This window comes from Achromobacter sp. MYb9 (assembly GCF_002975275.1).
Taxonomy (GTDB): domain Bacteria; phylum Pseudomonadota; class Gammaproteobacteria; order Burkholderiales; family Burkholderiaceae_B; genus Achromobacter.
Window position 1 is genome coordinate 208,355 of record NZ_PCOQ01000003.1, and the last position, 20,176, is coordinate 228,530.

The 20,176-nt window shown below is 65.5% G+C and carries 17 protein-coding genes; 5 read left to right on the forward strand and 12 right to left on the reverse strand.

From position 1 onward, the window contains the following. Window positions 1-36: 36 nt before the first annotated feature. The 5 genes from CQ050_RS07385 to CQ050_RS07405 all read right to left on the reverse strand — a co-directional run bounded on the left by CQ050_RS07385 (window position 37) and on the right by CQ050_RS07405 (window position 6,471). Window positions 37-393 (reverse strand): hypothetical protein, encoded by a 357-nt coding sequence (locus tag CQ050_RS07385; protein ID WP_233213854.1) that lies wholly within the window; start codon window positions 391-393, stop codon window positions 37-39. Further along, on the reverse strand, window positions 390-884 hold the full coding sequence (locus CQ050_RS07390; protein WP_105556158.1) for a hypothetical protein: 495 nt from the start codon (window positions 882-884) through the stop codon (window positions 390-392). The genes CQ050_RS07385 and CQ050_RS07390 overlap by 4 nt, the downstream gene beginning before the upstream one ends. Before the next feature lie 97 nt (window positions 885-981). Continuing rightward, a complete protein-coding gene (locus CQ050_RS07395) occupies window positions 982-1,569 on the reverse strand; it encodes a TetR/AcrR family transcriptional regulator (RefSeq protein WP_105556159.1) in 588 nt (195 codons plus the stop codon). A 166-nt stretch (window positions 1,570-1,735) separates the two neighbouring features. Next, window positions 1,736-3,880, reverse strand: a complete 2,145-nt coding sequence (locus CQ050_RS07400) for a LamG-like jellyroll fold domain-containing protein (protein ID WP_105556160.1) — start codon at window positions 3,878-3,880, stop codon at window positions 1,736-1,738. 77 nt (window positions 3,881-3,957) lie between these two features. Beyond that, window positions 3,958-6,471 carry a class I tRNA ligase family protein gene (locus CQ050_RS07405; protein WP_105556161.1) on the reverse strand — a complete coding sequence of 838 codons (2,514 nt, stop codon included), beginning with the start codon at window positions 6,469-6,471 and terminating at the stop codon, window positions 3,958-3,960. 485 nt (window positions 6,472-6,956) lie between these two features. On the opposite strand from CQ050_RS07405, the gene CQ050_RS07410 reads away from it, so the two are divergent. Beyond that, window positions 6,957-8,006, forward strand: coding sequence for a hypothetical protein (locus CQ050_RS07410; RefSeq protein WP_105556162.1), 1,050 nt, complete (start codon window positions 6,957-6,959; stop codon window positions 8,004-8,006). After that, window positions 8,003-9,304 carry a hypothetical protein gene (locus tag CQ050_RS07415; RefSeq protein WP_105556163.1) on the forward strand — a complete coding sequence of 434 codons (1,302 nt, stop codon included), beginning with the start codon at window positions 8,003-8,005 and terminating at the stop codon, window positions 9,302-9,304. The genes CQ050_RS07410 and CQ050_RS07415 overlap by 4 nt, the downstream gene beginning before the upstream one ends. 4 nt (window positions 9,305-9,308) lie before the next feature. Here the strand turns inward: CQ050_RS07415 and CQ050_RS07420 are convergent, their stop codons facing one another. Together CQ050_RS07420 and CQ050_RS07425 are read right to left on the reverse strand one after the other, a co-directional pair. Then, on the reverse strand, window positions 9,309-10,109 hold the full coding sequence (locus CQ050_RS07420; RefSeq protein ID WP_105556164.1) for a hypothetical protein: 801 nt from the start codon (window positions 10,107-10,109) through the stop codon (window positions 9,309-9,311). After that, window positions 10,102-10,536, reverse strand: a complete 435-nt coding sequence (locus tag CQ050_RS07425) for a response regulator (protein ID WP_233213855.1) — start codon at window positions 10,534-10,536, stop codon at window positions 10,102-10,104. The genes CQ050_RS07420 and CQ050_RS07425 overlap by 8 nt, the downstream gene beginning before the upstream one ends. A 183-nt stretch (window positions 10,537-10,719) precedes the next feature. Between CQ050_RS07425 and CQ050_RS07430 the strand changes: the two genes are divergently transcribed. Beyond that, window positions 10,720-11,232 (forward strand): hypothetical protein, encoded by a 513-nt coding sequence (locus CQ050_RS07430; RefSeq protein WP_105556165.1) that lies wholly within the window; start codon window positions 10,720-10,722, stop codon window positions 11,230-11,232. Between the two features lie 223 nt (window positions 11,233-11,455). Then, window positions 11,456-11,803, forward strand: coding sequence for a glycine zipper 2TM domain-containing protein (locus CQ050_RS07435; protein WP_105556166.1), 348 nt, complete (start codon window positions 11,456-11,458; stop codon window positions 11,801-11,803). Between the two features lie 31 nt (window positions 11,804-11,834). On the opposite strand, the gene CQ050_RS07440 is transcribed toward CQ050_RS07435, so the two are convergent. The 5 genes from CQ050_RS07440 to CQ050_RS07460 all read right to left on the reverse strand — a co-directional run bounded on the left by CQ050_RS07440 (window position 11,835) and on the right by CQ050_RS07460 (window position 18,493). Continuing rightward, the gene (locus CQ050_RS07440) at window positions 11,835-13,130 is read right to left on the reverse strand and encodes a serine hydroxymethyltransferase (protein ID WP_105556306.1); all 1,296 of its coding nucleotides are present in this window, start codon (window positions 13,128-13,130) and stop codon (window positions 11,835-11,837) included. A gap of 126 nt (window positions 13,131-13,256) precedes the next feature. Further along, window positions 13,257-14,414 carry a calcium:proton antiporter gene (locus CQ050_RS07445; RefSeq protein ID WP_105556167.1) on the reverse strand — a complete coding sequence of 386 codons (1,158 nt, stop codon included), beginning with the start codon at window positions 14,412-14,414 and terminating at the stop codon, window positions 13,257-13,259. A gap of 186 nt (window positions 14,415-14,600) precedes the next feature. Next, window positions 14,601-16,661 carry a PIG-L family deacetylase gene (locus tag CQ050_RS07450; protein ID WP_369868260.1) on the reverse strand — a complete coding sequence of 687 codons (2,061 nt, stop codon included), beginning with the start codon at window positions 16,659-16,661 and terminating at the stop codon, window positions 14,601-14,603. A 219-nt stretch (window positions 16,662-16,880) separates the two neighbouring features. Beyond that, entirely contained in the window at window positions 16,881-17,597 is a 717-nt protein-coding gene (locus CQ050_RS07455) for a hypothetical protein (RefSeq protein WP_105556307.1), read from the reverse strand. Beyond that, window positions 17,594-18,493, reverse strand: a complete 900-nt coding sequence (locus CQ050_RS07460; protein ID WP_105556169.1) for a LysR substrate-binding domain-containing protein — start codon at window positions 18,491-18,493, stop codon at window positions 17,594-17,596. Before CQ050_RS07460 ends, CQ050_RS07455 begins: the two co-directional genes overlap by 4 nt. Before the next feature lie 127 nt (window positions 18,494-18,620). On the opposite strand from CQ050_RS07460, the gene argH reads away from it, so the two are divergent. After that, window positions 18,621-20,150: an argininosuccinate lyase gene (gene argH, locus CQ050_RS07465; RefSeq protein ID WP_105556170.1), complete on the forward strand. Its 1,530-nt coding sequence runs from the start codon at window positions 18,621-18,623 to the stop codon at window positions 20,148-20,150. Window positions 20,151-20,176: the final 26 nt, after the last annotated feature.

Genomic DNA, 20,176 nt, shown 5'->3' on the forward strand with positions numbered 1-20,176 from the left:
ATGGGCGAATGCGGCGTACCTCAAATGGGGTATGGCCTATCTGCCCGATGTCCGGGGCGGCAAGGCCGGCGGCAGTCCTGCCGAGAAGCGATAGGGCTGCAGCGGCAGCAGGCCTTGGATCGTGCCCAGGTCGTTGGCGGCCTCGGCGCGCACCTGTTGCGCGGTCTGCTCGTTGCGCAAGGCTTGATTGGCCGCCAGCGATCGCGCGTCCAGCCTGGCCAGTTGATCGTGGAATGCCTGGATGGCGTGCTGCAGGCAATGGGCGAACGGCGGCGCCTGCGGGCGCGCAGCACGATCGGCTTGGGCCTGGGCGCGCAAGCGCTCGGCCCGGTAGCCGTCCACGACGTTGTCGATCCGGGCAGCGCCAATCGGTTCGATGGCGCGCAAACTCATCGTGACGCCTTGCGTGCGCGGATCCAGAGCTGCTGCGTCACGGCGCCGATCACGAAAATTCCGACCCACGCCGCCAGCGCGCCGCGCACCAAGGGGGATTGCGGCCCGTCCGCCAGCGGATGGGAGACAGGCAGCCGCGTCAGCGTTTCCGCTATCCCGGGGACCCACATCAGGAAAAAGCTGAACGAGAACCCCAACTGGGCCAGATGCGGTTTCGCCCGGGACAGCCAGGGCATCCGCGACACGAGCAGCGCGCCCGATACCGAGAGCAACGCCAGAATGCCGAGCGCATGCCCGGCATTGAACCCGCCCGAGCTGGACAGCCCGAACGAGGTCAGCACGGCCAGCAGCAGTCCGCCCAGATAGATCTTGCCGGTTCGCGTGCTGCTGTCGATCCCGCGATACCGCGCGAAGCTGTACAGGCCCACGGTGGCGGGCACGAGGCTGATGAGGGTGTGCGCGGCCCCCAAAGCGGAAATAGGATGTGGCATGGCGGATGCTCCTTGGAATCCATTAAAACAACCAACTAGTTGGTCGATAGTTAAGTAAAATAAAAGGCGCACCGGTGGGGTGCGCTTCACGCTGTGATTAATCCGATACGGTCAACTGGCGAATGGCTGCGCGCGTAATCGACGCGAATACCTCGGGGTCGCCCAACGCGCGCGCGGTCAGCATCGCGCCATGCACGGTCGACATGAAGGCCTGCGCTTCAACGTGGATGCCGTCGCGCAGTTGAAACTGCCCCGTGGACACGCCGCGTTCAAGCACCGATCCGATCCAGGCGGCCAATTCGCCAAAATACGCCCTCACTTCGTCCGCGATCGCTTGGGGAAGCATGGGCGATTCGGCGGCCAGCATCGCGCAGATGCACATGGGCATCGAGCCGTCGCGCAGGCACTTGGCCCAGTAATCCGTGTAGGCAGTCAAGCGCCCTAAGGGGTCCGGGACGTGCTGATCCAGCGCCGCCAGCCCGTTGCGGGCCTGTTCGCGATGATGGACGACCACGGTAAGGACCAGATCCGCTTTGGCCGGGAAATGATGGTGAATGCTGGGCTTGCCGATATGGACCCGTTCGGACACATCGGCGTAGCTGAATCCGTGATAGCCCCCGGCGGCGAGCAGCAGTCGGGTTTGCTCGACGATCTCGACCGCTCTCGGGGAAAGCTCCAAACTCATTGCGAATCCATTCTGGGTGACGAAAAAAGCCTGCCGGCTGCCGCGGCGCGTGGCGTAAGTGCCGCCATTGCGCGGGCATGGCAGCCAATCTACTAGTTGGTCGGTTGGAAGTCAAGGCCACCCCGAGGCCTTGGCAGCGGCGCCAGGCGGTGCCGCCGGTCGCCGATCAGCGCTTGCGGGCCGTCAGCCACTGCGCCGGCGAAAGCGCCTGGCCCACGATGCGCACTTCGCCGATGCTGCCGAAGAAGCCGTCGGCGCGCGCGCCGTCCCATGAGCCCGCGCCTATGATCCACGGCATGTCGGCCGCCAGCGTGGCCAGGCCAGGGGCGTCGGACGCGTTGCGAAGCACCGGCGCGCCTTCGATGTACAGGATGGTTTCATGCGTGGCGTTGTCGTTCACGATGGCGACATGCAGCCACTTGTCGGCGATGATCTCGCCCGACCAGTTGGTCTTGGCTTCACGCGTGCCGGTGCGCTCGGGCACCACCTCCCACTGGATTTCGCGCAGGCTGGACACGGCGAACAGCAGCGGAGGCGACTCCGGATCGCCGCCGGAGAAGCCCGGCAATGCGCCGCGTTTGCCGTCGCGCGTCATGATGTTCATCCACGCGTGCCGCGACGCGGTCCAGTCGCGGTCGATCTTGATGAAGGCTTCGACGGTGTAGCCGCTGGGCGCCGTTTCCGCGTTCAGCGCGGCGGCCGTGCCGGTGGTGAAGTAGCTCATGCGCGCCGTGTTCTTGTCGGTGTTCAGGAACCGCACCGAGCCGGGAGCGGCAGACAGGTAGTGATGGTCGTTGGACCAGACCACGTCGCCCAGTTGCGCGCCCGCCACGCCGTCGACGTTCAGGGATGCGCGGCGCACCGGGTTCAGGCCGGTGCGGTCGGCGACGACTTCGCCCACCTGTACCGGTTGGCCGTCCGCGCCGCCGAAGAAGCGCCAGTGCGCCAGCGTGCCGGACACCTGCGGATAGTCTTCGCTGTCGGCCGCCGGCTTTTGCTCGGTGGCGGCCGGATCGATGTAGTTGGCAAGAATCAGGGCGCGGGCCTGCTCGACCAGCGCGGTGTGCGTGGGCGCGGCCGCCTTGAAGTCCTTGTTGAAGCCGCCGAACCGTTTGGCGAAGTCCATCTTGATCGTGAACTGCTCGTTGGCGCCCGTCAGCACCGCCTGGTCGAACGTGTTGAGGGTGTCTTTCGGTTTTTGAGGCACCCACGGCGAGAACGACAGCACGCGGATCTCGTTGTTGCTCAGGTCGAATTCGTACAGGCGCATCAGGCCGTTGCCGCCCTGGTAGGCCATCTGGTAGTCCACCACCATTTCCTCGACGGGGTTGCCGAAGGCATTGGTCTTGGTCAGGTGCGCGGCGCCGTGATAGTGGCCGTTGAGCGTCATGAAGATCTGATCATTGTCGCGGATCAGCTTGTCCCACAGCATCAGGCCGTAAGGCACTTCCAGCGGCGTGACGCCGTCTTTGTCGATGTTCAGCAACTGGTGGTTGACCAGGATGACGGGCAGCGAAGGGTTGGCGCGGATGACCTGGTTGGCCCACGCCAGCGCGGCGTCGGAAATGCGCCACGACAATGACAGCACCATGAATTTCTGGCCCTCGGCCTGGAACACGTGGTACTCGTGGAAGCCGCTGGGGTCGCGGCCCCCGAAGGTGGCTTGCTGCTTGGCGCGGTCGGCGCCAAAGGTCCGCAGATAGGGCTCCACGGCCAGGTTGCGCTGCGCGTCGGTCGCGCTGCCCTGGCTGCTGGCGTCGACATAGTCGCGGTCCAGGATCACGTCGTGGTTGCCGGCCAGGATCGAGTAGGGAACGCGGGCGTCCTCCAGGATCTTCATGGCCGCGTCGGCCACCTTCCATTGGTCGGGCTTGCCCTGCTGGTCCACCACGTCGCCCAGATGGATCAGGAACGGAATGCTGAGCGATTTGGCGTGGTCGGCCACCCATTGTGTCTGGGCCTTGTACGGCTCGCTGCCGTACTTGCGCATGAACTGCTGGTTCTCGGCGTCGGTCGCATAGCGCGAATAGAACTGCGTGTCGGGCAAGACCGCCACCGCGAAGCTGGATACGTTCTTGGGTTGCGGTTGCGGTTCCGGATCCGGTTGCGGCGCGGGGGAGCCGGGCGCCGGGGTGGCGTCATCGTCGTCGTCGCTGGAGCAGGCGGACAGCAGCAGCGAGCCGCCTACCGGCAGCAGCGTGGCGCCGAAGCCTGCCTTGAGCAGGCTGCGGCGGCGCGGGTCTGTCGCCGTCGGCAGGGGGGAGTGTGTCTCGGCAATGTCATGTTTACCGTCGTGCTTGTCTTGCGCCATCTGTGCCGCCCGTCCGAAAAAGTGGGAAGCATAGAAACGCCTAATGACGGGATGATGAATCCCGCCATGCCCGATCATCACTGCAAGCTGAGTGCTCCCTGGACGTCGACGCAGCGGTTGCACAGCCCGCCGCCATCCGGCACGGACTGCGCGTGCCGGCGGCAGCACGGACACGCGCGCCACGCCGTCGGCCGGAAGCTCGCTTGCGCGCCATCGTCCATCGCATCTTCCTGGCGCACATCCGCGGCGCCGAGCACGTCCGCGAATGCGCCAAGCCTGTTCGCCACGGTCCGCGATAGCATGACCTCCACCTGGGCGGGGCCCTTGACCCGGTCATCCCGATTGCTTTCCACCCAGCGGTGCAGGGCCCCCTTGACCTCGACCGCTTCCTCATAGGCCGCGAGGCTTGCGGCCTCGTCGTCGAAGGCGGGCAGGCGGACGTCGGCAAGCGTGGCCAGCAGCACGCTGTCCGCCTGCTCTGCACCCGCCGTTTTCAGGTACTGGAAAACTTCCTCGCAAGAGAAGGCCAGTACTGGCGTCAGCAGCCGCACCAGCGTGCGCACCAGCAAGCCCAGCACATGCTGGACCTGCCGCCGGCGGGGCGCGTCAGGCTGGTCGCAATAGAGGCTGTCTTTCACCGCCGGAAAATAATCGCTGGATGCGCTTTCCGCATAACGCAGCAGATGGGACACGGCAGCGGCAAAGTCGTAGCGGTCGGCCGCCGCGCAGACATCCGCGCCCAGCTTGCGCAGCAAGGTCACCTGGACCCGGTCCAGCGGATGAGCCAGCGGCGGCGCGGTCCAATCGAAATCCTGCAGGTTCTGCAGGCAGAAGCGCATCGTGTTGCGCAGCTTGCGAAAGCGCTCTTGGGTCAGCGCCAGCGCCTCGCCCGAGAACTTCAGCTCGCGCGTAAAGTCCTGCTGCAGCGTCCACAAGCGCAGCACGTCCGGGCTCAAGGTCTTCAGCATCTGATCCAGCGGCTGGTAGTTCTTGCTGGACTTCGAGAATTTCTGGCCCGTGCCATCCACCACGAAACCGTGCGTGACGACCTGCTTGTAGGGCGCACCGCCGCCGGCCGCCGCGCAGGTCAGCAGCGACGACTGAAACCAGCCGCGGTGCTGGTCGGAGCCTTCCAGATAGACGTCGGCAGTGCGGCCGTAGCGCTGCATCAGCACAAGCTGATGGGTCACGCCGCTGTCGAACCACACGTCCAGCGTGCGCCGCGGGCCTTCGCTCTGCCAGGCTTCCACGCCTTCCGTGGCGACCCGCGCCGCCAGGCGCAGGTCGTCGGGGTTGGCGGGGTCCACCAGGGGCGTGCCCCACAGCCGGTTGCGTGACACGCACCAGGCCCCCCGACCGGCCAGCATGCTGGTCAGCCGTTCACGGCCGGAGGCGGGCACGAACGTCACCGCGTCCAGCGCGCGCAGGGCATGCTGCCGGGTCTCGGCCAGGTCCAGGAACCACTCTTGCGACGCGCGGAAGAACACCGGCGTCTTGTGCCGCCAGCAATGGGGGTATTCATGTTCCAGGGTGGATAGGGCGACCACCAGGGGCGCGACGCGTTCCAATACGTGGGCCCTGGCTTGCGCCAGATCCATGCCCTCCATGCCCGGCACGACAAAGCGCCCACGTGCGTCCAGGTACTGCTCGACCGCCAGGCCGTGTTGCTCGCAGACGCGAAAATCGTCCGTGCCGAACGCCGGCGCCATGTGCACCAGCCCCGTGCCCGCGCGGCTGACGAAGTCCGCCGGCAAAACAGGAACGGTGTCTTGGGTGTAAGGACTGACCACCATCAACCCCGCCAGCTCGAAGTCGGGCAGTGCTTCGTCGCCGGGCTGGCGCAGGCGAACCCGTGTACGCGGCCCGTCGGCCGCGGCGACATAGCTGAGCGTCGGGTTATAGGCGACGGCCTTGTTCGCGGGCAGCGTATACGGCGTGGTGGTCCATACGTCCAGGAACAGGTTGTTGGCGCCGGCGACCGGAAACAGCACGACCAGGCTGTCGCCGGTCTTCGTTTGGTATTCGACCTCGGCCTCCGCCAATGACGAGGCGCACGCCGGACACCAGTGCACCGGCCGCAGCCGCGTGACGGCGCCGGGCAGCGATTGGAACACCTGCGCCGCGCCGGCTTCGAAGCGGGGCGCCATGGTGAGGTAGGGCTGGTCCCAATCGGCGGCCACGCCCAATTCCCGGAATTGCGCGGTCTGTCGTTCGACCTGCGACTGTGCGTAGGACCGGCAGGCCGCCACGAAGGCCGGCGGATCGTCCTTGGCGTGGCCCAGGCGTTCAACCTCCAGCTCGACGGGCAGGCCGTGGCAGTCGAAGCCCGGCACATACGGCGCGAAATAGCCTTGCAGCCGTTTGAACTTGACCACCGAGTCTTTCAGGCCTTTGTTGACGGCGTGGCCCAGATGCAAGGCGCCATTGGCATACGGCGGGCCGTCATGCAGCAGGAAAAGCGGACGCGCGCCTTGCGTGCGATGCAGGCTATCGACGACCGGCGGGCTTGACCATCGTTGCAGGGTCTGCGTTTTATCGGCGTGGGCGGTGGTCAGCGGGAAAGCATGCTTGAAGAGATTCAGCGTGTACATTTTTTCGAGTCCAGAAATGCAAAAAGGGCAGCGTTCTGTACGCTGCCCTTTGGAAGGCGAGGTGCGAAGGTGGGGCTTAGCTGCCCAACGTAATTCGCCCCCGGCGCCCAATGGCAGCGGAGGAGCGAATAATCACGATCGACGGGAATCTGGACACGGTTGTTGGCTGGTGGCGTGTTGACGTTGTGCATTGACTCTATCACAGCAACAGGACCGGAAACAATCGCAACAATAATTTTCGAGTTTGGCGCTGCGGCTGGCGCCGGGGCTGCCGGGCGGCGCACCGGCGCGGGGCGGCGGAAACCCGCGTCATTGCTGGCGGTTCGGCCGCAATGCCGGTCCGTGTTGTCGCGCAAGGCCTGCCGCATTGTGCGCAATCGCGTGTCGCGCCATGTTTCAGGCGCCAAGCGGGCATTGCGGTCCGGTACCGGCTCAGTAGTATGCGCGGTCAACGATCTGATTCAGCCTCATTCAAGGACCGATCCATGACTTTGCCGCGAACGCGACTTGCGTTGTCCACTCTGGCGCTTTCGATTGCCCTGTCGGGCTGCGCGTCGCCTTCGCTAATGAGCGACGAGGGCACCCGGGATGACCCGCGCTACGCGCAGCTGCTGGATCTGATCGACGAAGCGCTGAAGTCGGGCATGGCCGTGGTGTTGGTGGCCGACTTGACGCCCCATCCCACGCTGGGCGATGCGTTGGCCATGACGAAGTACACCACCCGGGCGATCTGGATGAACGAAGCCGCGCCGCAGGTGACCTTCAGCCGCAGCTTCCAGACCAATTCGCTGCAGCAGGACACCAAGATGCCCCATCTGTTCAAATCGTTCGAGGTGCATATCCTGCCGCCGGGCAAGTACCTGCTGACGGGCGGCGACGATTACAAGCTGAACGCGTTGCTTGACGAGGTGGGCGCTCAAAAGGGCCCCGTCGGATCGGGCCGTGGCGCCAACGGCACGTCTTATTTGTCGCCCGAACTCTATCGCGAGTTCTACAAGCAGACCACATGGCAAGATGCCAGCTATGGCACGCAGACCAAAACGCGATCGGTCTGCACCGCCGTGCACGCGGCGTCGGGCGCGTGCGTGAGCTGGGGCGAGCAGCAATACAGCGACACCACGCAGACCTCGGCGGCGGGCTACCGCGAAGATACGAAGTATCGCGACATCCCCGCGATCAAGATCCAGTCGCGCATTCCGCCTAGGCAGGCGCTGGCAAGCTTCACGCTCAAAAGCGGCCAGTTGGTGCTGAGCCAGCGCATGCATTTGAAGACGCCCGCTTACCAGTACAAGCAGTCGGCATGCCGCGCGGTCGACCCCAAGATGATTGAATGCCCGCTTGAAGACTTGACTGTCTACACCCGCCCGGCGCCCATGGAGTTTTCGAAGAAGCTCATCGCGCAGCGCAAGAACGTCAGCGCGGAACACCAGCAATTGCTGTCCAGGCTGGAACCGATGCAGATCACGACGCTGGGCAAGCAAGGCATGGAAGACCCGGTCTGGGGCGTGCCGGTGTCGATGCGCAAAGGAAAATGAGCGAACCTGCGGACGGGGATCCGCGCAAGCGCTGGCGCGAGCAGCAGCGCGCGCAGCGGCTAGAGCAGGCCGACGATCAGCGCGCCGCGCTTGACGCCCGGGCGGCCGAGCAGCAGGCATGGACGGAGCGCGCGCGCCAGACACCGGCCCAGGCCCGCGTGGCATGGCAGGGCCTGACGCTGCGGGTGTTGAACCTGGCGCAGGCCCAGACGCTGTTGGGCCGGATCCGCGACACCGACAACGGTGCGTACTACGCCTTGCTGGACGAGGCCGCGGCGGCACGGCGGCCCATCACCGGAGACGAGCAATGGGTGGTGCTGGTGGCCGACGAGCCGGTGGCGGCAACGGCGTTGGCGCTACCGGCGCAACTGCCCGATCACGCGGCCTTGCGGATAGCGGGCTGGGTGTTCACGGCGGGTCTGGACGCTGATGCGGTGCGCGTGGCGGAAGCGGCGGACCGGCATTCGGAACCCGGCGCGTCAGGCGCCGACCCTGAGGCCGGCCCGATGCTGGTCGCGCTGGGTCCGGCGCGGATCGGCCTGTTGATGCTGGCCGCAGGGCGGCATGCGTTCACCGAAGGCTTGGACGCCACGGGGTTGTTATGCCGCCACTATCGCTGCCAGGTGCTGGTGCGCGGCGCGCTGCGGGCGGACTGCCTGATCGCCGCCGGCAATGACGTGTACTGCACCGAATCGCCGCAGGTCGGCCTGCTTGCCACCGACGACTCCGACCCCGACCGCAGCCGCGTCATGTCGCGCCACGGGCGCAGCTATCGCTTTCATCCGCCCACGCATGCGATCTCGGACATCGTGGCGCCGCGCTGGTTGCGCCGCGATGCCCGTGGTGCCGCGCGCCTGGCGACGTGTCTTGCGGATCTTGCCGACGTGCAGGCGTTGCTGCGCCCGCATAGAGAGATCGATGGCGTCTATGACGGCTTTCCTGGCGAAATCGAAGACGCCATGGAACGCCTGTCGGTCTTGCTGCGCACGGCGGGGCCTGCGCAACTGTCCGTGCGATTCGGGCCCGGCCCTTCGAATCATGCGCAGTACTCCGAGACCGCCACAGGCGCGCGCGAGTTGGTGCGGCAGATCGCCCATTCGGAATATGTGCGCATCAGCGCCACGCAACCGGGCGCGGGCGGCGAGATCGCATTGCGCGTCGCGCATCTGAGCGCCCCGGTGCGAGAACGCCATGTGCGCGACGCCCGGCTCGAAGACGACGACGCCGAGGCGCGCATGATCAAGCGCGCCTTGCGCCACGCGATCACCGGCTTGCTGGCGCACTACGACCCGGCGTAAGCCCTCAAAGGTGCCGATGGCTGCACGCCATTGGCGCGTCGACGATCTTGCCCACGGCATCCGCCAGCATGCGGGCGCTTTCTTCGTCCAGCCATTCGGTGCGTATCATCCGGAAGCCCAGGGCCAGGCTGAAATGCCAGTCCAGGTCGAAAATGCGATAGGCGTTGCCATTGGATGGGCAGTGCCATTGCACGCCGGGGTCTTCAAAGGCCGCGCCGATGAAATCGACGTGGTCGTCGAAGGGCGCCATGTCGGACACCGGTTCGCCGGCTTCCGGCAAGCTCGGCACTTCCAGGTTCTCGCCCACTTTCACGGCTGGATTCGGGGCGTCGTAGGCCAACAGCATCAAGCCGAATTGCTGCGGCTCGATGTCATAGGTTTGCGCGGCATGCGCGCTCAGGAATTCGCGCGCGCCAGGCCCCAACCGATAATGCGGGCTATGCCAAGTGCTGCCTTCGTCCTCGAGGAAGGTGCGGTCTGGCTCCACGCCGTGACGGGTCAGCAGTTCAAGCGTCTGCGCAATGCTGAAGTCCGGTTCGGCCCGCGCGTCGGCGGGCAGGCCGCCACACCCTTCGTACAACGCCAAGACTTCGGCGGGGCTGCGCATCGCGTCGTCGTAGCGGTAGGGGCAGTCAAACGTGCGCGCCAGCGTCAGGCTCAGATTGACCAGCGCCCGCAACGGCACGTTGCGACCGAATGGAGGCAGCACGATGCCGGCGTCAAGCAATTGCGATTCAAGCCTTTTCCAATCCGGCGCAGGCAGGTGGGGATAACGCGGGAACAGGAATTGGTGGTGTTCAGACATGCGCGGCGTCCAACAGGGCAGGTTCCGTCATCGGCCCGGGTCCGCCCATGTGATGCGGCTGCCGGGAGGGCACGGGCGTCAGCCGGCGGATGACCTCCAGTACGTCTGCCGGCTCGGCGGGCTTGCGCAAATAGGCGGCATAGCCATCGCAGGTCGCGCTGATTTCATGTTCCGGCCGGCCGCTCAGCACCAGGACGGGCGTGTCGCTCAGGTAGGCGTTTTCGCGCATGGCGGTGAGTAGCGCGGCGCCGTTCATGCCGGGCATGGAGAAGTCGGTCACGACGAGATCGGGGCGTACGTCAAGCATCTGCTTAAGCGCGGTCAGGCCATCGGTATGGGTCGTGACGTCATAGCCTTCGATGTGCAGGAATTCGCGCAACATGTCGACGAGCATCGGCTGATCGTCAACCAAAAGTATTTTTTTCATGGGGTTCAATGCCACGTACTGCAGCGTTGGTGTTTCTGGCCGGGCCGTGGGAAGCCGCATCCTAGGGCATGCGCGTCGGTCACGCGTGTCGCAATTGTATCGGGAGTTGACCCGCGCAGGCCTGTGCTTAAATTCGTTTTGAACCGCGCGCCGCATCGCGCAACAAGGACCCCGGAGCCCGACATGCCCATAGATTTCGATCTGATCGAGAAAGGCTTTATGGAGGTGCTGCGATCGCAGCCCGCATTCACGGGCTGGAAGAAGAAGCGCAAGCGCTGCTTGTGGCGTGCGCTGGGCGACGTGGAGCAAGGCGTCGAGTTGATCCGCTACAAGGCGTCTTTCGAGAACACGCAATGGGTATCGTTGGCCGTGCATGTGTCGGTGCCTTGCGAGCGGGAGTGGCCGGTGTATGTGCCCACCGAGATCTGGGACAAGGGCCGCCTGTATCGCCGGGCTTATCTGGTGCCCGGCCAAGGCCTGGCCGATGAGCCCACCTTTGCCAGCGGCGCCCTGCTTGCCATCACCTCGCCGGAAGAATTGGCTACGTGGCTGGAGACGCTTCCGGGCGATATCGACAAGCATGTCGTCTCGTGGTTCAAGCAATACGAGACGCTGGAAGCTGCCTCGTATGAATACCAGATCCCGCGCTGGCGCCTGGAACAAGCCGGCCTGCTTCCGAGGACGCCGGAACGTTAGGCGCGGACGGCGCGCCTGTCGCCATGCCCGCAAAAAAAGCGCCTCTCCCTGCCGATGCGCCCTGGCGCAGAAAGCGATTGAAACCGCTTATACACACCGTATCCCAGCCTGCGGGACTGACACACACCTGAAGTGATAACTTGCTTTCCAGATGTTTGATTTCTGGTTCAAGCCGTCAGGCACGGCCGCATTGCAGGCGCGGCCCGCTACAGGAGAATAAAAAATGGCTATTACGAAGCGCGTTGTCCAAGCGGTTCTTGCGGGGGTGCTGGCATTGGGTTTCAGCATGACCGCGCAGGCCGACAAGCAGACCCGCAATACGGTTATCGGCGCCGGGTTGGGCGGCGTGGCCGGCGCATTGCTGTCGGAAGGAGATCCCTGGGCCACCGTGGGCGGCGCCGCCGCCGGCGGCCTGTTGGGCCACGTCATCACCGGCGACGATGACCGCGGACGGCGCCGGCATGATTGGGACCGCGACCGCGGCCGCGACCATTCCTACAAGCGCGCGGGCTACCGAGGCCACGACCGACACCGCGGCGATTCGCGTTCAAATTGGCGGCATCGCCATTGATCCCTGCCGCCCGGACGGGGAATCGGGCGGCCTAGTAGGGCAGCGGAAAGCGCCGGGCCAGGTCGGTCGCCTTTGCGCGTATGGCGGATTCGGTGCCCGGGTCGATAGCGCCAGTGCGGAGGTCGCCCAGCACGGCCAGGATCATGTCGCCGATGGTGTTGAACGCGTCGGTCCCCATGCCGCGGGACGTGCAGGCGGCGCTGCCCACGCGGATGCCGGAAGTCACGGTTGGCTTGGCGTCATCGAAAGGCACGGCGTTCTTGTTCAAGGTGATGCCGACCTGCTCCAGGGCCTGTTCGGCCCGATTGCCCGCCACTCCCCAGGGCCGCAGGTCGACCACGCCCAGGTGGCAGTCCGTGCCGCCCGACACGATAGACAACCCGCCGGCCGCGAGCCGGTCGCATAACGTTTGCGCATTGGCGACGACGGCCCGGACATAGGTTCGGAACGACGGTTGCAGGGCCTCGCCCAGCGCCACGGCCTTGGCCGCCACGATGTGCATCAGTGGCCCGCCTTGCAGGCCAGGGAACACGGCCGAATCGATCTTCTTCGCGATTTCGCCGTCGTTGCAGAGAATCATCCCGCCGCGTGGCCCGCGCAGGGTCTTGTGCGTCGTGGTTGTCGTGACGTGGGCATGTGGCACCGGCGACGGATAGACGCCGCCGGCGACCAAGCCGGCGAAATGCGCCATGTCGGCCATGAAGATCGCGCCCACGTCGTCGGCGATGGCGCGGAACCGCGCGAAGTCCAGCGTTCGCGAATAGGCCGAGCCGCCCGCAACAATCAGCTTGGGCCGCTCACGCCGGGCAATGCGTTCCACCTCGTCCATGTCCACGCGCTGCGATGCCGGGTCCACGCCGTAGCTCAGGGTCTGGAACCAACGGCCCGACATATTGACCTTGGCGCCATGCGTCAGATGCCCGCCGGCCTTCAGGTCCAGGCCCAGGATTTTGTCGCCGGGCGTCAGCAGCGCCAGGTAGACCGCCTGGTTCGCCTGGCTGCCGGAGTGGGGCTGCACGTTGACGTGCGCGGCGCCGAAAAGCAGCTTCGCCCGCGCGATCGCAATGTCTTCCGCAACGTCGACGTTCACGCAGCCGCCGTAGTATCGGCGGCCCGGATAGCCTTCGGCGTACTTGTTGGTAAACACGGAACCTTGGGCGTCCTGCACCGCGCGGCTGGCGAAGTTCTCCGACGCGATGAGCTCGATGGATTGCATCTGCCGATGGCGTTCGGCGTCGATGGCCGCCCAGATGTCCCGGTCGGCCTGGGGCAAGGCAAGGGCGCTGATGACGGGCAGCGGGCCGTCGGGAAGTGCAAGGTGCGTCATGATGAGGGCGTGGTGTCGAAGAAAGTGGAATTCTAGGATTGGCGTGGCATAGCCGTTCATGCCACATCCGGAACAACAGGCAGACCACTTTTTCGACCCGCCACGCCACGCCGGCCCCGTCTTTCGTCAGGGAAAAAACAAAAGAAAGCCGTAGGTGATGAACAGCGCAAGGTGCATGGCGCCCTGCATGACGGGCGTGCGCTGACCGTTGAACGTCAGCATGCCCAGCACGAGCGTCAACGCCAGCAGCACGGTTTCCAGCGGGGATATCCCCATCACGACCTGCTTGCTGGTTATCAGTCCGATGACCAGCACGGCAGGGACGGTCAGCCCCACGGTAGAGACGAACGCGCCCAGGCAGAGGTTGATGGCGCGCTGCATTTCGTTGTTCAGCGCGGCCTTGATGGCGGTCAGGGATTCCGGCGTGAAGACGATGATGGCGATCAGCACGCCGCTGACGGCCACTGGCGCGCCGGCGGTCGCCACGCCGTAGTCGATGACGATGGCAAGGTGGTGCGCCAGCAGCACGATCGGGATGATCATGCCCAGCAACAGCAGGCTGCTGGTCAGGATGGCGGCCCGGTCGCCGGTCGCGGCGGGCGTGCCTTGCGGTGAGTCCTGTGGTGGGCTTGTGGACGCTTTGGCGCGCGCGGGCACGGCCATCATGCCGGGGCGCGGTTGAATGAACAGCCGGCTTTCGCTGCGCATCTGAAGCAGCAGGAATACCGCATACAGCGCGGCAGTGACCGCGGCGATCGTCCAGGCTTGCAGCGGCGCGAACTCGCCCGCGCCCGACAGATGGTTGGGCAGCACAAGCGCTGTGCCCGTCAGCAGCGCGATCATCGACAGGTAAGCGTTGGCGCCCTGGGCATTGAACTCTTGCTCACCATGCTTCAAGCCGCCGGCGATCACGCAGATTCCCATGACGAGATTCACGATGATCATCATCACGGCAAAGATGGAGTCCCGGCCGATGGTCGGGAATTCGCCCGGCCCAAGCAGCACCGACGCAATGAGGATGACCTCGATCGAGACGATGGAAAGCGTGAGAATCAGCGTGCCGTAGGGTTCGCCCAGTTTGTGGGCAAGGAGGTCCGCTTCGTGGACCACGCCGAACGAGGCGGCGACGATGGTGAAGAAGAGCACCGCGAAGCAGGCTGCCGCGGTGGCCGGCGTAAGCGGCTCGGCAAGCCATGTGCCGCCGCAGACCGTGAAGGCAATGACGACGAGCCAGGCCCAGCCAAGCTTCAACCAGGTAGTGTTGGGAATGCCATTGACGCGCATCGCTGTTCTTTCCATGAAAGATAAGCGGGGTCGTCCCCGGTGTAGACACGCGCCGAGCAGGTCGTCCTGGCCGGCGAGAGCAAGATGGCTCGGTCGCTGGAATTCTACCCGATCAGAACGCCGCGATCCCGCTTCCGCAGTCCGCCGACGGCGCCCGCTTGTCGCGCTTGCGGCGCCGAGCGCCCCTTACTGCACCGTGGTGGGCGTGGCGGCGCGCGAGGACTGCGCGGGCATGCGTTCCAGCGTCAGCGTGCCGGGCGTGCTGGGCGAAGGCCGCACCACCGCGGCATTGTTGGTGCTGTTGGCGCCCAGGTTGGGCAGGTCCGCCGGACGAGCAGCCACCGTTGCGAAGGGGCCGCCGCCGGCCGCCGGCACGCCGTCCAAGGTCAGCGCGCCTGTCCACTGGCCGTCGTGGCGCGACAGCACTTGATACTGCTGCGGCGCGCCGGCGGTGCGCGCCACCACATACAGCGTGCCGTCGATGATATTGAGCGCGGGCGGCGATGCGGCCAGGGCGTCCAGCTTGAGCGGCTTGCCGTGCTCGATAAGCCAGAGCGGGCCGCCCGCGCGTTCCAGCACCGCCAGGACGACATTGCCTTGCGCATCGGCGCCGATGGCCGGACGCCCGATGTAGGGCACGCCCATATCGGCGGCGGCGCTCCAGTCCATATCAAGATCGGTGGTGTCGCCGGCTTCAATCAGCTTGATCAGATGGTTGTTGCCGCGCTGGCGAAAGTAGAGTTCGACACGGTTCTCGTGGTTGCGGATCGCGGCCAGGCCGCCCGCGGCTTCGGGCGCGGGAACGCGGCGCCAGCCTTGCCATTCGGGGCGCTGGCCCTTGGCGGCCGGCAGTTGGCGCGTGTAGAAGAGTTCGCCTGCGCCGGCCGACGCAAAGATGACATAGCGCCCATCGGCGCCGCGCGCGGCGGCCGGGGCGCCCGTGGCGCCGTCCAGCGGTGGCAAGTCCTGCCACGTGCTCCAGCTGCCATCGATGCCGGAGGGGGTGATCCAATGGAGCACGCCGTCGTAGCCGAGTGCCACGGCGGCGGCTTCGCCGCGCGGAGCGACGGCGGGGATCTGGGTGACGCGCAGCCCGCCCAGCGCTTGCCAGCCTTGCCAGGTGCCGTCGTGGCGTTGCTTGTTCGCCCAAACGCCGCCCAGCGGATCGCGGGCCATCAGGCCGGCGGTGCCGTCGGCGTGGGTGAACGAGACCAGCGGGCCGCTGGTGCGGCCGCCCAGGCTCTGCCAGCGGCGCTGGCTGGAATCCCAGCGGTTGACGGCGGCATTGGTTTCGCCGGCCGCGAACACCACCAGCCCGCCACGTCCGTCCGGGTACAACTGCGGCGCGATGTCCTGACGCGAGACGTAATAGGCGCGCTGCACCCACGCGGCGGCGGGCCCGGCGGGTTCTTTGCAACCGGTCGGGCCGGCGCAGTAGTGGTAGTCGTTCCAGGCATAGTGCTGGAAGATCACCGACTTGCTGGCGATTTCGGTATCCGCCAGATTGGTGGCGCGTTCCTGGCTGGGATAGTCGATATAGCCGGTCTCGGCATAGTTGCCCGGCACGCGCAGCATGGCTTCGCGGACCAGCCGCGCGCTGGCGATGTGGTCGGGATGCCCATGGCCCGCGCACCGCCAGCACAGTTGCGTATAGGGCACGACCATCGTGTCGTCCAGGTGTCGCACCGTGGTCGGCTTGTACTGGCGAATCAGGTCCGCCAGGGTGTCGATCAATTGTTCGCGCGTGTAGACCTGGGGGTAGGGGCCAAGCGTGTCGACACTCTGCCCGGGTTCGGACTCGGTTCGGCTCAGTGGCGTCAGGCTGCCCCAGCCCTTGCCCAGCCAGGGGTCTTTCAGGCGCATGTGCCACAGCTGCACGCGCGGATTGTCCTGCAGCGTGAAGCGCGCGATGGCGCGGCCGCCCGCGGTGCCGGCGTCTTCCTTCCATTGGTCGGGTTTGTGCGCCATGTAGGCGTAGGCAGCGCGGATGCCGCGTTCGCGGCCCAGCATGTAGCCGTCGCCTTCTCCCGCGTCGCTGGCGGTCAGGTAGACCACCCGCACGCAGCCGCCGGCCTCGATATTCGAGGCGATGTCCGGGTTCATGAACAGCAGGTCGTCGTCCATATGGGCAACGAAGGCCAGGTCTTTGATGCCGTGGCATTGCTCAAGCGTGGGCGGCGAGGCCAACGCCGAAGCGGAGACAACAAGGGCGGCTGCGCAGAATAGCGCCCGGCAAACGGGGCGCATAAAGGCCATCAAAGCTGGCATAAATAGGCGTCGCTTAAAAGGCGCGGCGCGGCAATGTGTTTTTGGTTTGGCGAGTATAGCGGGCAGGTGTCGCGTGCCGTCTAGCGAACCGGAACAGAGTGTTGGATACGGTGTCAGACTGCAATTGGGGGACGTGGCGGGGTGGCGGCGGGGGGGGGTGGCCCATCGGTCCGTCACTTTTATTTTCGCCCTATGTGGCTAGTCCGCCGGCGCCCACTGCCCGGATGCCGGCTTCACCCGCGCCCGGGCGCCGTCTTGCCACACTTGCTCTTCCTTCAGATGCGCGGCCCCGTCCGGGTCCACATCGAACCCCACTCCCAGCGCCTGCGCCACGCATGGCGCCTCGATCGGCAATTCCCATGTCAGGAACAGTTGCCAGAGATCTTCGCTGGATGCGAAATCGGTGGCATCGAACCCGCTTGCGTCGCGGCGGATCACGGCATGTGGCTGGCAGGTGTCGAAGACGATGGCGGTGCCCCGCGTAAGCGGGATGCGGTGGCCGGAACCGGGGAAGTGCACATCCAGCCCTTTGTCTTCGCTCAGGAACAGGTTGCAGAAGGCCGCGCCGCCGTACTGTTCGCCGTCGTGGTGGTACCGGGCGCCGCGGCACGCCATCAGGGCGATGTCGCTGTTGGCCAGCACGTCGCCCAGTCCCCGTGCGCGCGTCCAGTCGGCCATGGCTTGCACGCAGCGCTTGTAGTCGGGCCAGCGCACTTGGGTCCGCGCCAGCGGCATCTGTTCGACGTCGCCGGGCTCCAGCAGCAATCGCGTGGTGATCTCGCGGTGCCAGTCGGCGATCAGGCGTGGCGACGGCGCAGGCACATCGACATTGCCCGACAGCACGTTGCCGCCCACGCTACGGCTGCGCAGGGTGTCGCCGCTCCAGAAATACGAGGTCAGAAACGTGTCGGTCATTTCGCGGCCCTGGCCGGATTCAGCGACGCGAACGCGGCTTGCACGCATTCCGTCATTTTCCTGGCCAGCGTGCCGATCGGAAAGTGGTCGGAGGTGACGGCATAGCTTGGGAACTCAATCTTCTCCGAGAAGGGAATCTCGCGCAATTCAGGCATCTTCAGCGCCCGCGACACGACCGGATTGACGATCGAGATGCCCAGCCCCTTGCTGACCATCGAGCAGATGGTCGTGGCGTAGGGCGTTTCAATGGACAGGATTCGGGTGTCGTCGGGAAAGTGCCGGTCCACCGCCGCGCGGTTGAAACTGCCCGCCGGCAGCGAGATGAAATTCTCGTCATTGAAGTCGGCGGGCTTCAGCATTTTCTTGCGGGCCAACTTGTGCCCCGCCGGCACGATTCCCACGCCGTGCGCCGCATTGATCCGTGCGAAATTCAAGCCGGGAATATCGGCTTGGATGGATGAGAATCCGATGTCGCAAAAGCCGGTGGCCATCCACTTCGCCACCACGTCCGACCCGCCCGTGCTGGCCACGACGGGGATGTCCGACACCGTTTCCCGGAACAGCCGGATGGCGTCGGGCAGCACGCATTGCATGATGGAGCCCACCGCGCCCACGCGCAGCAGGCCTGTGCCGCGACGGCGAATGGAGCTGGCGCTGTCGTTCAACGATTCCAGGCCGATGAACGCGCGTTCGACGTCGGCGTAGAACGCATCGGCTTCGGGCGTCGGGATCAGCCGGGTGCCGACGCGTTTGAACAGCACGAAGCCCAGCGTGCCTTCAAGCAGCGCGATCCAGCGGCTGATGTTCGGCTGCGACGTATGCAGCAGACCGGCCGCCGTGGTCATGGATCGCGTCATCATCACGGCGCGAAAGGCTTCGACTTGCTTGAAGTTCATCGGTCAATCCAAAAACGTCGCAGGAATAATCATATCAATTTTGTATTCGATGCCGTAAATATCTGATTTGACGCATAAGTTGGCGCGGACGGAGACTACCGTTTCCCTGTTCCCCACCCGGACTGAAATGGAATCCAAAGTCAGCAGCCGCCTGAAGCAACCGCTTGCCGCGGAAGTGCTTCAGCACATTTTCCTTCCGCGCCTGAATCGCGAGTTCTTCGCCAATTTCGAGATGCTGAATCAGATCAACCTTGCGCATCTGGTGATGCTGCACGAGCAGGGCATCCTGGATCGCGATGCGTCGATCCGGCTGGCCGAGGGCTTGCGCAAGATGCAGGCGGACGGGCCGGACACCGTGGAACTGGACCCGGCGCGCGAAGAGGCCTACTTCAACTACGAAGCGCATTTGATCAAGCTGGTTGGGCAAGAGCTGGGCGGGCGCCTGCATACCGCCCGCAGCCGCAATGACATCGGCGCCACCATCGACCGCATCCGCGCTCGGGATTTCATCGCCCGGATCGCGACGGCTCTGATGGACGTTGCCGATGCGGCGCTAACGCAGGCAGGCAGGTACGCCGACTGCGTGATGCCCGGCTACACGCACATGCAGGCCGCCCAGCCGATCACCTACGGCTATTACCTGTCGGCCCTGGTCGATGCCTGGTTGCGCGACGCCGATCGCCTGCTGCATGCTCTGGACACCACGGACGCATCTCCGCTGGGCGCCTGCGCGCTGGCGGGCACGTCGTTCCCCATCGACCGCGAGGCCACCAGCGCGATGCTGGGGTTCAGTGGGCCGTTGCCCAGTGCGCTGGACAGCGTCGCCTCGCGGGATTTTGCGCTGGAATTGAGCGCCGCGCTGTCGATCATGATGATCACCAGCAGCCGGATGGTGCAGGACTTCTATATCTGGTCGACGCCTGAATTCGGCTTGTTGTCTTTTCCGGACAGCATCGCCAGCACCTCCAGCATCATGCCGCAGAAGAAGAACCCGGCGGTGTTGGAATACTTGCGGGGCAAGACCGGCCACCTGATCGGGCTGACGTCGGCAGCCTTCGCAACCGTGAAGTCCACGCACTTCACGCACTCGGGCGACAGCAGCCGAGAAAGCACGCGCACGTGCTGGGAAGCCTGCGAAGAAGCGCTGAGATCGCTGGCGCTGATCCAGCTGCTGGTTGAACGCGTCGAGCCGAACCGCGCGCGCATGGCGGCGCGCGCGGCAGAGGATTTTTCAACGGTCACGGACCTGGCCGACCTGTTGGTGCGCAAGGCGGACGCGTCGTTCCGGGATGCGCACCACATCATTGGCGCCGTGGTCCGGCAGGCACTGGAAGCAGGCATCCCCGCCAAGGACATCACGCCAGAGATGGTCAACGCCGCAGCGGCCCAGCAGCTTGGCCGACAGGTCGCCCTGTGCGAAACCGATATCCGCGCTTGCCTGGATCCGGTTCGCAATGTGGCGGCGCGCCAATCTTTCGGCGGCCCCGCGCCCGACCTCGTGCTAGGCCGGATCGACCAGCAGAAAGCACAGCTGACCGGAAAGCGCAGCGTGATCGCCAGAACGGTGCAGCGCGTGGCCGATGCGCAGGATCTGCTGCGGCAACGCGTGCAAACGCTTGTGTCATCCGAGCCGGGGCCTGCCGTCCGGCAAGCCTGACCGGCCATATCCAACCAAGGGGAATT